The following is a 14,048-nucleotide window of genomic DNA, read 5'->3' as shown; positions in this document are numbered from 1 at the left end:
AAGTCAAGCAGTATGCTGGGGAGCACCGCAATGAGTTCAGGCAAGCGCAACGTTCTGATCATAGGTTCGGGCGGAATCGGCAGGCGACATATCAAAGGCTATATGGAAACCGGCCGCGCAGATTTGACCTTGATCGAGCCGGACGCGCAAAAGCGCGCGGCAGTCGTGTCGGAATTCGCACCCAAAGCAGCCTACGCCGACTTGAGCGAGGCTGACCTGAAGGACTTTGACTTGGCCGTCATTTGCACGCCGGCCAATTTTCATGTCGACATTATGGAAGCCTGTGCGGCTGCTAAGCTCCCATTTTTGGTAGAGAAACCGCTTGCAGTCACAATGGACGGCGTCGACGCGGCGATCAAAATGGTGGAATGCACAGGCATTCTTGCGCGTGTCGGCTACATCCGCCGGATCGCACCAGAAGTCCGGAACCTGCGTGCCCAGATCGACGCCGGAAAAATAGGCGCGCTGAAGCTTGCATATCTTAACAGCTCGCAAGACTTTGCGAAGTACCGCCCGGATTATCGCACGACATATTACTCCCGCCCTGACATGGGTGGCGGCGCAATCCTGGATGCTGCGAGCCATAGCTTCGACATGCTGATTTCAATCATGGGACGCCCTGTCACCGTTGGGGCGATGTACGATCAATACGCTCTTGAGGGTAGCAAAACCGAGGACACATGCTTGATAGTGATCAGATTCGCGAGCGGCGCGATGGCGAACTTGACGATCAACCAGTTCCAGAAACGCAATGTTGCGCAAGCTGAATTCATCGGAACCGACGGCAACTTGCTGTTGGAACATGCCACCCTAAGCTACGCAGGTGACGACAGCGGCCACTGGTCGGAACAGCGTGATTTCATGGAGGGGATGGTCCCGATGCAGGCCCATCAGGCGCGCTTCACGATCCAAGCAAAGGCCATGCTTGACGCGCTGGATGGCAAGCCGGACCCGCTTGCCACGTTGTCGGACGCCCGGACCAATCTGGCGCTGGCGTTGGCTGCGAAGCAATCGTGGATTGAGCGGCGCTTCATAGATCTGGAAGCCGTGGCATGAGCTTGTTTTCAATGGCCGGAAAAACAGTCCTGATTGCGGGCGGCGCAGGGTATCTGGGGCTGCCCGTCTGCGAAGCGTTGCGAGCGCAGGGTGCGAGCTTGTGCATTGCAGATCATCACGCGGGGCGTCTTGCTGAAGCCAAGGCAACGCTCGAGGCTCAACCGGGCGAAGGCACGGTCGCGACCCATCATATCGATATGGGGGATGAGGCCTCGATCCTTGCGAGTGTTGCGCAATGCCCGGAGCTTCACGGCCTTGTCATGGCAACCGCCGGGTCAAGCAATACGCACTTCGATCAACTCGAAGCCGCCGAATTTGACCGCACCAATCGGATCAACCTGACCGGTACGTTCGTGCTGGCACGTGCAGCCGCTGCCGCGATGCCCCATGGCGGTGCGATGGTGTTCTATGGCTCGATGTACGGCATTGTGGCCCCCGATGCGGCCAATTACCCAGGAGGAATGCCGCGAAACCCGATTGACTACGGGGCAAGCAAGGCCGGGATCGGCCAGATGGCGCGTTATATGGCAGGACATTATGGACGCTCCGGCATTCGGGTGAACGCCATTGCGCCCGGCCCCTTCCCGCCACAGGCCGTTCAGGATGCCAACCCTGAGTTCATCGCAAACCTGACCCGCGATACGATGATGGGCCGCATGGGACAGCGCCATGAAACTGCCGGTGCGGTTGTGTTCCTTTTGTCAGAGGCCGCCAGCTACATCACCGGGCAAACCCTAAGTGTCGATGGAGGATGGACGGCATGGTAAAATTTCCGTTGGGCGACAAACCCCTTCGCCTGGCAATGCTGGGAATGACGGAGGGCAACGGCCATCCCTATTCCTGGAGCATCATCGTCAACGGCAGCTACGATGCGGACGCTCTCGCCGACTGTCCCTACGCCACGATCCGCGACTATATCGCCAAGCAACCAGCTGAGACGTTGGGCATTGCTGGCGCACAGGTGACCCACGTCTGGACCGATGATCCTGCCGACGCATTACAAGTCGCAGCCGTCGCCCATATCCCGAATGTCGCGAACCGCGCCGAGGATGTTATAGGCCATGTCGACGCCGTGCTGATCGCGACGGATATCGGGCACCAGCACGTCGCCCGCGCCCGCCCGTTCGTCGAGGCTGGCATTCCTGTCTTCATCGACAAGCCGCTGTGCGACAATCGCGAAGACTTACAGCAGTTCTCCCAATGGGCAGCGCAGGGCCATCCGATCCTCAGCTCTTCCGCGATGCGATATGCAAAGGAATTCGCGCCGTATCACCAACGCACACACGAATTTGGAGATCTGCGTCACGTCACGATGACCATGGCCAAAAAATGGGAAACCTACGGCATTCACGCGCTTGAGACGATCTTGCCCATCACCGGCCCCGGCTTTGTGAGCGTGCGCAACACTGGTACGTTTGAGCGCAACATTGTGCATCTGAAGCACCGCGACGGCATTGATGTGACGATTTCGGTGATTGGCGACCAGATCGGCGGATCTGGCTTTCTGACGATTGCGGGTACACAGGGCGGCGTTCAACTACGGTCTCAAGACACCTACCACGCTTTCAAGACGCAATTGGTGGGGGTTGTCGACTGGCTGCGCTGCGGCACGCCCCCTGTGCCATGGGCCGAGACGCAAGAGCTCATGAAACTCGTCATCGCGGGCATTGAGAGCCGGGATAACGGCGGCACTGAAATCTTGATTAGCGATATAAAGGCAGGCTGATGAGCAACGTACTGGACACACTGAATCTGACAGGGAAGGTGGCACTGGTCACCGGGGGCGCTGGCCTCTACGGGCGGCAGATCGTTGCCGCCTTAGCCGAGGCCGGGGCGACAACCTATATCGCATCGCGCGGTATCGAAGCGTTGGAGGCCGTAGCGCAAGAGGAACGCGCGCGTGGGTACGATGTACGCGCCTTGCCCCTCGATTTGGGCGATCAATCCTCTATCGACGCACTTGTCGCGACGATCGAGGCAGAGTCCGACCCCTGCGACATCCTTGTGAACAACGCCGTGACTCGCAATCCTGAAGCCCTCTGGGGCGGGTCGATGGACGCCTATGACAAGGCACTTCGGGTAAACGCTTCTTCCCTGTTTTACCTTACACATTTGGTCTCGGAGGCGATGAAACACCGTGGCAGCGGCTCGATCATCAATATCGGGTCTATGATGGGCACTGTGGGCGTAGAGCCTGCCAATTATGCGGGCACCAACATGCACGACAATCCGTCGCCGCTTTATTTTTACGAAAAAGGCGGGATGCAGAACTTCAGTCGTTGGGCTGCCAGCATCCTAGGCGCACACAATATCCGGGTGAATTGCGTGGCACCCGGCGGCTTCTTCACCGACCAACCTGCGCCCTTTGTGGCTGCCTATTCCGAGCGCACACAGCTGGGGCGGATGGCAAATACAACGGACCTCAAAGGCATCATCGTCTTCCTCGCCTCCGATGCGTCAGCCTACATTACTGGCGCGAATATTCCCGTCGATGGCGGCTATACCGCGAAATAATCAAGGATATCTGTCATGGCTGAACCCTATGCCGCAAAGACCCCAGGTACATTTACTATGCGTGAAAGTCGCGTGTTACGAACGATACGCGCGGGCAAGGTCGCGCGGGTATTGAAGTTGAATACCACCGATCCGAAAGTAGCCGAGATTTTCGCCAGCGCACAACTCGATGCGATCTGGCTCTGCATGGAACATGTGGGGGCCAGTTGGGCGGATGTGGAACATCAGATCCGCGCGGCCCGAATCCATGACGTGGACACCGTTCTGCGTGTCGCGCGCGGCAGCTACAGCGATTATATTCGCGGGCTGGAACTGGATGCAGCGGGGCTCATCGTTCCTCATGTAATGAATAAAGAAGACGCCATAACCGTCCGTGATTACACGAAATTCCACCCCTTAGGGAAACGCGCTGTCGATGGTGGAAACGCCGACGCACAATTCACCCGCGTAGGATTGCTTGACTACATGGAACAGGCCAATTCCGAACGTTTCGTCTGCCATCAGATCGAAGATCCCGAGGCCGTCGACAACCTCGACGCGATTGCCGAGATCGATGGAGTGGATTGCTTGTTTTTCGGGCCGGGCGATTACTCCGTCGCGCTTGGAATTCCAGGACAGCTTGACCATCCTGATATCGAAAATGTCCGTCGCCGCGTGGCGGAAGTGGCACGCAAAAACGGCAAGATCGCAGCGACTGTGTGCTCTCAGCCCAACATCAGCAGCTATGCCGACATGGGGTATAACTTCCTGAGCGTCGGCGCTGATGTCGTCGCTTTGGTCAATTATGCCGATGCCGCGATGGCGGCCTTTGGAGACTTGTAATGCTCGTATCGGGAATTGAGGACACCATTCTGGACGGTCGCACTAAAGGCGTTCCGGGCACGGCCCCTCCGTTTCGTTTGGGCGATATCGCCGCGAAAGGCTGGAATGTCATGGAGGAGGATATGCCGTTACCTTTGCTCCTGCTCAAACGATCCAATCTTGACTACAACGCGGAAGTGTTCGGCGACTACCTTACAGCCCATAACCTGTCCCTTGCCCCCCATGGCAAGACGACGATGGCGCCTCAGATCTTTGACGAACAGCTACACAACGGAGCTTGGGGGATCACCGCGGCGACGGTCCAGCAGGCTTTGGTCATGCACCACTACGGCGTGAAGCGTATTTTGCTTGGCAATCAGTTGATCGGGAAATCAGCGGTTGCCAGTGTCTCTGCCATGTTGCACCGCGACGAGGAGCTTGAGTTCTACTGCTTCGTGGATTCCCCCGCCCAATTGGCTTTGATCGAGCGGCATCTTCAGGCCGCGCCCCCGTCCCGACCGATCCGGGTTTTGCTGGAAGTGGGTATCCCCGGTGGACGCACGGGAGTAAGGACGCGAGATCAGGCCAGCGCTTTGGCTGAGGCGATATCGCAGGCCGATCCAGCGCTAATCCGCTTTGCCGGCGTCGCTGCGTTTGAAGGGGTTGTGCCGGGCATCGCCGATAGCGCGGACCCGGTCGCCGAATACGCCCAATCCGTTGTAGACATCGCCTCAACCTTGCCCGGAAAACTTTTGGGTGGCTTGGACGAGTTCATACTGACCGGCGGCGGCTCTGCCCATTTCGACATGATCGCGCGGGCTTTCGCGACGCTTTCGCTTCCGGTTCCCGTCCGCATCGTGTTGCGCAGTGGGTGCTATGTAACCAACGATTCCGGTGCCTATTTCGCGGCCCAGGAAGCGGCCCGCAAAGACCCGGCGCGCGATTGGACGTCGACACTGAAACCGGCGCTAGAGGTCTGGGCCTATGTGCAATCGCGACCCGAGCCGGGTTTGGCGCTTTTGACCATGGGCAAACGGGACGCGCCCTATGACGCGGGTTTACCCGTGCCGTTCGCCCGCTTCGTGCCGGGCAAAGGCACTGCCCCATTGGGAGAGACCCAGATTTTCGCGATGAACGACCAACATGCCTTTGTTCGCTTACCCAAGGATAGCGATTGGCAGGTTGGTGACATGATTGGCTCCGGAATCTCCCACCCCTGTACCGCCTTCGACAAATGGCGGTTTATACCGGTTGTCAGCGACGACTACGATGTTACGGGCGGGATACTGACCGAGTTCTAGTAGAGCATCCAGAACTCGGTCTCTAACGCATTGTGGCTTAGCCGCGTTGCGCGTCTTGGCGGCGTGTGGGGGCGAAGGCGACGCAGTCGAGCTCATATTCAAGCATGGTGCCCAAGACGCCGGTGATCGTTGTTCTGGTCGGGCGTGGCTCTGCAAAATATTCAGGAAAGATTCGGTTGTGCTCGGCTACGTCATCCGCGCTTCGCAGATAGCAGCGCACGTTGATCACGTGATCAAGGCTCAAGCCCTCGGCCTGAAGGATCGCCTCCAAATTTTCGATGGACCGGCGCATTTCCTCTTCGAAAGTGCCATTTATGATGTGCCCATCTGTACGATCGACGGATGCCTGCCCCGAGACATACACAAAGTCGCCCGCCACAATGGCAGGGCTAAACGGCAGGTCGGAGAGAGCGCCTTTTTCGACGATTTTGAGCATTTGATTGGCCTTTCGAGGTTATGTAAGAAGCGGAGGAATGAAGCGGACGTCAAAGCTATGGACGGCGCCTCGTGCTTTTCGGTCTGCAAGGTTGTTGTAAACTTGCGGCAATACAGACTGCATCCAGTCTGACGCATGGACTACAAATCCCGCTCCCACAGCATCGAGGCCGTAGGGGTAGATTTGGGTTCCCGTCCGCGCCACCGATCGGATTTGTTCTAACCAGCCAGAGTTGGTGTAGCCAACGATGATATCGGGGTCGAAACGTTCTACTGCGTCGAGCACGGGCTTTACCCCGCCTTCTCCATCTTCTTGATGAACCATCGCCACATCCAACGTGCAGTCCTGACCAAACTCGGCCGCGGCCTGAACGATAGAGTTGCGCCGCATCCGCTGTTCGTTAGACGCGATTTGGCTATCGAGGTACAAGACGCGATGAGGCGCTGATCCGAAGTGTTGGAACATGTCACGGAACGCCTGCTGATAATCCAACCGGTAACTATGCACGCGTGGATGCACGAGGGTTTGGTCAATGACGCTGATTTGGCTCGCCGTTGTTTCCAGAAAATCGAGACTTGTTTCCCCAGTAATCGAAGTGAGGACAATCACGTCCAGCGCGTCCCATACAGCCATCGGCATTTTGGCGTTCGTAAAACTTCCCAAAATGAACTCGTGTCCGTCGGAAACCACAGCTCCCTCAAGGGCCACAACGAGGCGCGTGTAGAAGTCATTATCAAAGATCCCGCCACCCACGACGTCACGATTGTAGAAAAAGCCGACCCGGTGATGCGCTTCGGTCCAGGGGGTCCGTACAAGGAAAGAACCGCGTCCGACCTGCCGGCGTATGACACCTTCTGCCTCAAGATCTTTGAGCGTCTTAACCACAGTAATCAGCGAAAAGTCGCAAAAGCCGGCGATTTCATTCTGCGATTCAATCCGGTCACCCGGTCGCAACCCGCCGGCCTTCCAACGGTGAAACAACATTTCGCGAAGTTGGAGATGGCGTGGCACAAGCGTTGTATTCATGATGTGGGGTCCCATGACATTTGTTGGGCAAGGATTCCGCCGTCCACATACAGCATTTGACCCGTAATATAACCTGCTGCTTCTGACGCCAAAAACAAAGCTGCTCCCGCAATGTCCCGAGGTGTTCCAATTCGGCCCAGGGGAATCTGGCTCGCGATCTTGTCTCGCACTCCCGGCTCTGACAGAGCCGGATTGGTGAGGGGTGTTTCCACGAGGCCCGGACCGACGCCATTCACGCGGATACTTTCGTTGGCCAGCGTCACCGCCAGCGAACGCACCATCATCAAGACCGCCCCCTTCGACGTGTCATAAGCAACACTATTTCTCTCCGCCGCACGGCCGTTCGTGGATCCGGTGCAGATTATCGATGCATTGGTTTGCGCCGATGAAACCTGTGCCGCAAATGCCTGCGCACAGAGCAAGTATCCTTTGACATTCAGATTAAATGTTCGGTCGATCTGATCCTCTGTCAGCTCGGAGAAGGGGGCATCAAAAAAATTACCGGCATTGCAAACCAACGTATCGATCCCGCCCAGAACACGGATCGACTTGGCAATCAATGAGCGTGCGCCCTCTGCGGTGCTGAGATCTGCTTGAATGAAGTGGCATTCGGATAGCTCTGCCAATTGGTCACAGGCACCGCCGTCGTCTGCCGTGTGTGCGTTTATCACAACGCGCGCGCCGGTGCGGGCAAATGCCGTGGCGATGGCCAACCCGATACCGTGTGTGCCGCCTGTGACGCAGACACGTCGCGCGGCTTGCGTTGTTTGATCATGTGACACTGGCGTAATTCACTCCGGTAGCCTAACCTATTAATATCATAACATGCTAATAGGGATTCCGGAATGTCTGTCAATCAGCGTTGGAGCAATGTCACCACGATTACCCCAAATGGCCCGGAATTTCGCGACCTTTTGATCCAAGGTGATAGGTTCATGGCATTTATTGACGCGGATGAGGTCACCAGTTCCGATTGGAGGCGAATTGACGGGCATGGCGCGATTCTGTTTCCGGGTATTGTTGATCTGCTCCAACATGGGATGTTTCGGCATCTCTACGGCGACGCGCAGCCCGGCGCTCTGGCCCAGACATCAGAATTTCTGCTGTCGTGCGGTGCGACAGCATTTCTCCCATCCTTCGGGTGCACCCCTGCGCCGCGGATGTTCGAGGTACTGTCTGACCTAGGTCGACAGTGTGCCGAGGCTGAAGGCGCACGTGCGCTGGGTGTCCATAGTGAAGGTCCGTGTTTTGCAGAACCCGGCGCGCATAATCCGGCAAACCTTGCCAGTCCGTCCGTCGAATTGGCCCAAAAGATGCTGGAGGCATCCGACGGCACCTTGGCGGCCGTCACGGTTGCCCCGGAATTGCCCGGGGCGGAAGGCTTTATCCGGCACCTGAAGGCGGCCGACGTTTCCATCCACCTTGGCCACACATTTGCAGCACCACATGACGTGCCGCGCTATGTCTCTTGGGGGATCGACGCTGTCACCCATATATTCAACGCGATGCCTCCTGTGCCTTACGGCAACATGGGCATTCACCCCTACTCGCTTGCAGACGCTCTACTGGCGGAACCTGACCTTGCAATCGGCCTCATCTGTGACGGCATTCACACGGACCCAGGCTTCATACGCTTACTGGCGCAGTTGCCGGAACACCGGATATTTCTAGAAACCGATGCGATGAAATTCGCGGGGGCGGAAGACCAATCCTTCGAGTTTTATCCCGGCTACCGCGTCCATAGCGTTAAAGGTAACGCAGTTCATGATGACAAAGGCGGGTTATGCGGCTCATCTCTTACGCCAGATGAAGCAATGGCAAACTTTATGTCGATCGGCGGGGCTGACCTAACCCGCACAAGCCACGCCACCAGTTTGACACCTGCACGGGTCTTGGGCCGAGACGCTGACATGGGAAGCATCGAGGTCGGCAAACTGGCTGATTTTGTGGTGTTGGACCCAAGCTCATTTGGCGTAGTGGCGACTTATGTCGGAGGCGTCGAAGGCTTCCGCGCACAGACCTGAACTAAGCCGCGAAGATCCTGTTCAGGATCGCTGCCATCGCCACGAGTAACGCAGGATGCGGCTCTGCCGCTGTCCGCACTTCGTTCAGTACGTCGACAGCCAAGTCAGAATCCCGATGGCGCGATTGGTGCAAGGCCGGCAATAATTCGGCAAGTGCTGCCAACGTTGCTGCTGTGTCTTCCGCGTTATAGTCCGAAGTCAGTTCACGCAGCTTTGCGGAGGCCCCAGGCGCACCAGTTCGAACGCGGCCGGCTAACTGCAATAATATCTGTGGCATGGCGAGGCCCGACTGAACCTCCTCTCGGCGCCATTGATGGGAAAACTCTTCTTCGCACCTGAAGATTTTAGTGATGGCGAGTAGGACAACCTTGCTTCGCGGCTCAGCTACTCGGTTCGTCCGATCAGACGCTTGCTCAAGATAAAGATCGACCAATCCCGGCATGCTGGCGCGATCCTTCAGTTTTCCCAAGGCAGAGGTCGCAGCCAATCTGCAATCGAGATCAGGGTCATCGTGCAACATGGTCCGTATGCGCGGCAGGGAAGACAAGTCCCCTATCTCCCCTAGCGAACGTGCTGCTCGGGCACGAAGAAGGGGGTTGGGGTCCTCCATGAATTGGGCGATGCGAGGGGCGCATGAAGTCGCTTTCAATCGCCCGAGCGAGCCGAGGGCCGCATACCGCAATTCTACCAAACCATCATACTCCAGGACCGTCTCCAGTGCGTTCAGAACGGCTGGATGCGCGCTGATATGACCGAGGGCTCTGATTGCCTCGTGGCGGACATCGAAACTGGGGTCGCGAAGGGCGGCGATCAATTCTTCTTTGGCCAAAAGGCTGCCCACGCCCCCGAACTGAAAAGCAAGATCGCGACGACGATCTTCAGATGTACGGCTGGCATATCGATTGATCCCCCAAAGCGCCTTCATCGGATTGCCGGTCGTGAAGTGTCCGACGAAATCACGTACAGACAATGCCCCCTCTTCGTGCAAACGGCTATAGGCCAGCGCTGAGATCACGGTGAGGCCGGCAGCGACAAGGAACAGCACTTCGTATTTGCCCAAATCGACGCCGAGAACCGAAACCTCTCCGGCGCCAATCCATGCAAGTAAAAAGCCCGCGGCGAACGTGGCGAGCCCACCCGCCAGCCCGTCCATGCTGTAATGGAGCGCAGTGTACTCCTCCTTGGAGGCGGGTGGGATCACATTGAGCATATAGACTGTTCCAACGGCGATACCGGCCTGAAACAGAAATCCAAACAGGAAAAACGCAAGGGGGACCAGCGCACCAGCGGCGGGCACATCAGGCTCTAGAAGGGGCAATGCCAGTAAGAGCCCTATCTGCCCTGCCTGAAGGGCCGTACGGATAGCCCTGGTGCCGTAACGATCCACGAACCAACCCGCCGTGACATTGCCAGCGGCCGCACCCACGGGGATCAGCGCCACCAGAAGCACAAGCGCCCCAGAGCTCATCCCCAATCGGTCCCTGAAGAACAGGATCAGAAACAGGCTGATAGACACAAAGACAATGCTTTGGAGCGCTGACGCAAAGAGGTAGATTACAAAGTTCCGATCACGCAGCGGCTCGGTCAATGACCGACGACGCGGCGCGTTTGAGTCTGCAGCGCGTCCTCCTCGAAGCCCCAGCAACATCAGCGCGCCCGCAATGCCAATCACAATGCCCACTGCGAAGACCGGTACGAAACGATCCAACCCGGTTCGGCCGTCCAGCCAAGCCTGAATCGCCCATGACACCCCAAGTGCCACCGGCACATAGGCCAAGGCCATACGACCAGTGATCCGGCCACGGACAGAGCGCGGCATGAATTCCTGGCTCCAAGGTGAAATTGCGGCTTCAGCCAAGCTACGGCACACCGCAAACCCCAGCATCGCAGCCATAAGAACCCCAAACACGGCATCCGGTCGCGCGGCGAAGAATGGAACGATCAGGAACAAGCCGAGAAATACGTAACGCATCGTCAGAGCTGTCGTGGCGACGCTGCGGCTGCCAAACCGCAAGACGACGGGTAAAGACAGAATGCCAAGCGCCTGAAAGAACGGCATGATCCCGGACAAGAGGCCAATTCTGCCCTCGTCCATTCCCAGCTCTGCCGCGAACAGGGTTAGGGGCGCTGTTACGGTGCAAAGCGTGGCGGTCCCAGTCATCACTGTAAACAAATAGAGCCACGGCAACCGCCGCATCTTATCAAAGTCACTTTGTTCCTGAGGCTGTACTCGGGTCATTTCTCGGCCTCTAGGCTCAGGTGAAAGCCCTTAATCACATGCTGGCCATCTTCTACCGCCCAACACGTCGCCAGGACGCGGTCAGGTGCCAATCGAAGCAGGCCGGGCTGGCCAAACCGCAAACTTCCGAATTGATTGACGATATCGTTTGAAGCACTGGCAATAGAGGTCGCCCCGAAGATCGGGCACTCCGCTTCTAGCTGCACGCTACCCGGCCCCAAACGAAGCGCTCGAACCGTCAAGCTGACCGGCGTTTCCCTGTGGCAGTGGATCGTCAGCATGCGATCGCGGCCAAGAGCCATGATGCCAGACGCCTGCCCCATAATCCCCGTCCTGATCGCGGGCCCGAAGCTATGCCCTTCATCGTCTGACACCACGATGTGATTATCTAGGTTGATTTGCGCCGCCAAATCGTAGGCCCAAAAAATAACAGCCACGCGGCCGTCGCCCAAGTGGCACAAGCGACACTCCCACGGAGCGACATGGCCGCCTGGCGACGCAAAAAATACCGATAGTCGGAACCATGTTTCCCCACCGTCGTCACTGGCGATGATCCAGCCCTCGTGGTCTTCCGTTCCAAGATGAAATGGCGCTGCTGCGGCTAAAATACGCCCAGATGGCAAGACAACAGCCGGCCCTGAGAGTTCCAGGGGGGCGCCCTCGACGGAGAATTCCTTGGGTGGCGTCCACGTCCGTCCCTGGTCGTCCGACACTGACATCCGGTTGCGCAGCGGTAGCAGGGCCATAGTTTCGGGATCGACAATTGGGGTCAGCATATCCGGGCGCTTGAAAACATATCCTGTGGCAAGGATACGTCCATCTGGCAGAACAACAGGCTTGAAGCTTTCGGATGCCAGCTCGGTCCCGTGGTGTAGCGGTTGTGGCGCATCCCAGCTGACCCCGCCATCGCAACTGCGTGACACCACTGCTCGCATATCGGCCGCATCAAACGCCTGCCCGATAGAGAACATCGCCAACAGATCCCCACTCGATGCCCTGACAACACCCGCAAAAACCGCTTGGCGGCTAACCAACAGCGGTGTCGGGTTTGCGTAGATCGTAGTTTCGTTTTTGACGGTAATTTCCATGGCCAACCCCCTCCAAGTTGCGAACGCCCGCTAGGGTGATCCGATCAGCCGATCATATTGCCCTCTATCGAAATTCGCTTGCCCGACAGATTCTTATACGGAAGGCGCGTCAGGTTGCTGGTGCAAAGCCCGGCGCTATCGACATTAAAAGAGGCACGCGCAATCGGATCGTAGGCCGCTTTATGAGATACCGCCGCTTTTACGATTACGAATGCCGCGTTTTCGGGGCGCACTCCTTGAGAATGGACATGGCCAAGGTCCATCGGGGCGGTTTTGTGCGTCGTCAGTAGGATAATAGCTGACCGGTTTTCAATTACCGCACAGGGCCCCATCTCGATCCTTGTACCGCGCATGGAAGCTAGGTGCGACTTAGGATTTTCCAGATCAAATGCGCCGTCAGATAGGTGCCTGACCGTGCCTCGCATCGGAACAGGCGCACCATGGAACGCGTCAGTTTTTGCGCCGATGTCCAGTTGCACCTCTGCACCTTGCCCTGCCTTTATGCAGGCTTGGACGGCCTCGGGATCATTGATCGCGGCTACGATGCCTTGCCGACCGGACGCTATAAGCGGTCCGAGTATGTCTGTGGCATCGCCGGGTGAGCCACCGCCGATGTTATCAGCCGCCTCGACCAACAGCACCGGCCCGGAACCAGGCGGCAGCGCATCGACACGGCCAAGTACCACATCCAGCGTTTCTTCCTTCGGATACCCATCGGTCAAATGGGCCTCCAGCATGCCAACCAAGTCATCTAGATAGGCTTCGGCCTTCGCTGGGTCCCCACGGGTCGCGGCGTTCAGACTGAATCCGCAATCGGCGATATCTGCATAGGCGTAGCCTGCCATGACATTGATACCGATAATCTCCGGGTCCACCGTCTCTATGGCGCGCGCGCGCGCCAGCACCGACCGCATCGGATCAGCAGCAGAGCCAACCCCTGTCGGCGGCAACACATAGGGTGTGGGACGATGAACTTGGTGGACGTCACCCGGCGACTTCAGAAGCGAATCTAGCGTACCGGCCGCCCGCACCGCAGATTCACGGGCATCGCGGTGGGGGTTTTCTCGGTACGCATCAAGCACTGTCGAGCAATCCACCATTGCTTGCGAAACATTGGCATGGAGGTCGAGTACAGCGACGACGGGAATGCTTCGTCCTGCTTTCCCCAACTCCTCCGCAATACGGGCCAAAACCCGGCCTTCCACATCGTCACATCCGTCGCTGACCATCGCGCCATGGAGGATCAGAAAAATCGCGTCGACCTCTGAAATATGCGCTGCGAGATCCGCAAAAAAACGGTTTTCGAAGTACGTGAGAGCCGCGGCTTCGACAAGTCCTCCAGGCATGGCAGACATTTGAATTGAGGGGATCACAGTCCAGCCCGCCGCGTCGGCAACGCTCAACGCGCCATCCATGGGCGATCCATTGCCGCGAGCAGCGCGCAGCATTTCTTCGCCCTCGGTCCAGATGCCCGTCTTGAAGTCTTCTAGGGTCGTCTTTTGCGAAAGGAATGTGTGCGTTTCATGAAACAAACCCGCCATGAGAACCGTCTGCGTCATCGAG

General features: G+C 57.7%; 13 protein-coding genes. 7 read left to right on the top strand and 6 right to left on the bottom strand.

Annotation, left to right across the window (positions count from 1 at the left end; translation table 11 throughout):
• Positions 1–30 precede the first annotated feature (30 nt).
• From AADW23_RS10380 to AADW23_RS10355, 6 genes are read left to right on the top strand one after another with little or no spacing between them, the layout of a single operon-like run.
• Positions 31–1,056 carry a Gfo/Idh/MocA family oxidoreductase gene (locus AADW23_RS10380; protein ID WP_341860867.1) on the top strand — a complete coding sequence of 342 codons (1,026 nt, stop codon included), beginning with the start codon at positions 31–33 and terminating at the stop codon, positions 1,054–1,056.
• Positions 1,053–1,823, top strand: a complete 771-nt coding sequence (locus AADW23_RS10375; RefSeq protein ID WP_341860866.1) for an SDR family oxidoreductase — start codon at positions 1,053–1,055, stop codon at positions 1,821–1,823. The genes AADW23_RS10380 and AADW23_RS10375 overlap by 4 nt, the downstream gene beginning before the upstream one ends.
• A complete protein-coding gene (locus tag AADW23_RS10370; RefSeq protein WP_341860865.1) occupies positions 1,817–2,782 on the top strand; it encodes a Gfo/Idh/MocA family oxidoreductase in 966 nt (321 codons plus the stop codon). Before AADW23_RS10375 ends, AADW23_RS10370 begins: the two co-directional genes overlap by 7 nt.
• Entirely contained in the window at positions 2,782–3,570 is a 789-nt protein-coding gene (locus AADW23_RS10365; RefSeq protein ID WP_341860864.1) for an SDR family oxidoreductase, read from the top strand. Before AADW23_RS10370 ends, AADW23_RS10365 begins: the two co-directional genes overlap by 1 nt.
• 15 nt (positions 3,571–3,585) lie before the next feature.
• Entirely contained in the window at positions 3,586–4,392 is an 807-nt protein-coding gene (locus tag AADW23_RS10360) for an aldolase/citrate lyase family protein (RefSeq protein ID WP_341860863.1), read from the top strand.
• A complete protein-coding gene (locus tag AADW23_RS10355) occupies positions 4,392–5,672 on the top strand; it encodes an amino acid deaminase (RefSeq protein ID WP_341860862.1) in 1,281 nt (426 codons plus the stop codon). Before AADW23_RS10360 ends, AADW23_RS10355 begins: the two co-directional genes overlap by 1 nt.
• 37 nt (positions 5,673–5,709) lie before the next feature.
• Here the strand turns inward: AADW23_RS10355 and AADW23_RS10350 are convergent, their stop codons facing one another.
• From AADW23_RS10350 to AADW23_RS10340, 3 genes are read right to left on the bottom strand one after another with little or no spacing between them, the layout of a single operon-like run.
• Positions 5,710–6,108, bottom strand: coding sequence for a RidA family protein (locus AADW23_RS10350; protein WP_341860861.1), 399 nt, complete (start codon positions 6,106–6,108; stop codon positions 5,710–5,712).
• Between the two features lie 18 nt (positions 6,109–6,126).
• Complete coding sequence (locus AADW23_RS10345; protein ID WP_341860860.1) at positions 6,127–7,134, bottom strand: GntR family transcriptional regulator; 1,008 nt, start codon at positions 7,132–7,134, stop codon at positions 6,127–6,129.
• Positions 7,131–7,916, bottom strand: a complete 786-nt coding sequence (locus AADW23_RS10340; RefSeq protein WP_341860859.1) for an SDR family NAD(P)-dependent oxidoreductase — start codon at positions 7,914–7,916, stop codon at positions 7,131–7,133. The genes AADW23_RS10345 and AADW23_RS10340 overlap by 4 nt, the downstream gene beginning before the upstream one ends.
• 63 nt (positions 7,917–7,979) lie before the next feature.
• Here AADW23_RS10340 and AADW23_RS10335 point away from each other — a divergent pair, with 63 nt between their 5' ends.
• Positions 7,980–9,158 carry an amidohydrolase family protein gene (locus AADW23_RS10335; RefSeq protein ID WP_341860858.1) on the top strand — a complete coding sequence of 393 codons (1,179 nt, stop codon included), beginning with the start codon at positions 7,980–7,982 and terminating at the stop codon, positions 9,156–9,158.
• 1 nt (position 9,159) lies between these two features.
• Here the strand turns inward: AADW23_RS10335 and AADW23_RS10330 are convergent, their stop codons facing one another.
• From AADW23_RS10330 to AADW23_RS10320, 3 genes are all read right to left on the bottom strand, one after another.
• Positions 9,160–11,319 (bottom strand): MFS transporter, encoded by a 2,160-nt coding sequence (locus tag AADW23_RS10330; protein ID WP_341864321.1) that lies wholly within the window; start codon positions 11,317–11,319, stop codon positions 9,160–9,162.
• A gap of 74 nt (positions 11,320–11,393) precedes the next feature.
• The gene (locus AADW23_RS10325) at positions 11,394–12,491 is read right to left on the bottom strand and encodes a sialidase family protein (protein WP_341860857.1); all 1,098 of its coding nucleotides are present in this window, start codon (positions 12,489–12,491) and stop codon (positions 11,394–11,396) included.
• A gap of 38 nt (positions 12,492–12,529) precedes the next feature.
• Positions 12,530–14,044: a M81 family metallopeptidase gene (locus tag AADW23_RS10320; RefSeq protein ID WP_341860856.1), complete on the bottom strand. Its 1,515-nt coding sequence runs from the start codon at positions 14,042–14,044 to the stop codon at positions 12,530–12,532.
• Positions 14,045–14,048: the final 4 nt, after the last annotated feature.

This window comes from Gymnodinialimonas sp. 57CJ19 (assembly GCF_038396845.1).
Taxonomy (GTDB): Bacteria; Pseudomonadota; Alphaproteobacteria; order Rhodobacterales; family Rhodobacteraceae; genus Gymnodinialimonas.
Note: the sequence above shows the minus strand (reverse complement) of the source record. Positions and strands in the feature narration are given on the sequence as shown.

Excerpts from the sequence above, each read along its gene's own strand:
- AADW23_RS10350 (WP_341860861.1), bottom strand. The coding sequence starts at position 6,108 with ATGCTCAAAATCGTCGAAAAAGGCGCTCTCTCCGACCTGCCGTTTAGC.
- AADW23_RS10320 (WP_341860856.1), bottom strand. The coding sequence starts at position 14,044 with ATGACGCAGACGGTTCTCATGGCGGGTTTGTTTCATGAAACGCACACA.
- AADW23_RS10335 (WP_341860858.1), top strand. The coding sequence starts at position 7,980 with ATGTCTGTCAATCAGCGTTGGAGCAATGTCACCACGATTACCCCAAAT.
- AADW23_RS10330 (WP_341864321.1), bottom strand. The coding sequence starts at position 11,319 with ATGACTGGGACCGCCACGCTTTGCACCGTAACAGCGCCCCTAACCCTG.
- AADW23_RS10380 (WP_341860867.1), top strand. The coding sequence starts at position 31 with ATGAGTTCAGGCAAGCGCAACGTTCTGATCATAGGTTCGGGCGGAATC.
- AADW23_RS10360 (WP_341860863.1), top strand. The coding sequence starts at position 3,586 with ATGGCTGAACCCTATGCCGCAAAGACCCCAGGTACATTTACTATGCGT.
- AADW23_RS10355 (WP_341860862.1), top strand. The coding sequence starts at position 4,392 with ATGCTCGTATCGGGAATTGAGGACACCATTCTGGACGGTCGCACTAAA.
- AADW23_RS10370 (WP_341860865.1), top strand. The coding sequence starts at position 1,817 with ATGGTAAAATTTCCGTTGGGCGACAAACCCCTTCGCCTGGCAATGCTG.
- AADW23_RS10345 (WP_341860860.1), bottom strand. The coding sequence starts at position 7,134 with ATGAATACAACGCTTGTGCCACGCCATCTCCAACTTCGCGAAATGTTG.
- AADW23_RS10375 (WP_341860866.1), top strand. The coding sequence starts at position 1,053 with ATGAGCTTGTTTTCAATGGCCGGAAAAACAGTCCTGATTGCGGGCGGC.
- AADW23_RS10365 (WP_341860864.1), top strand. The coding sequence starts at position 2,782 with ATGAGCAACGTACTGGACACACTGAATCTGACAGGGAAGGTGGCACTG.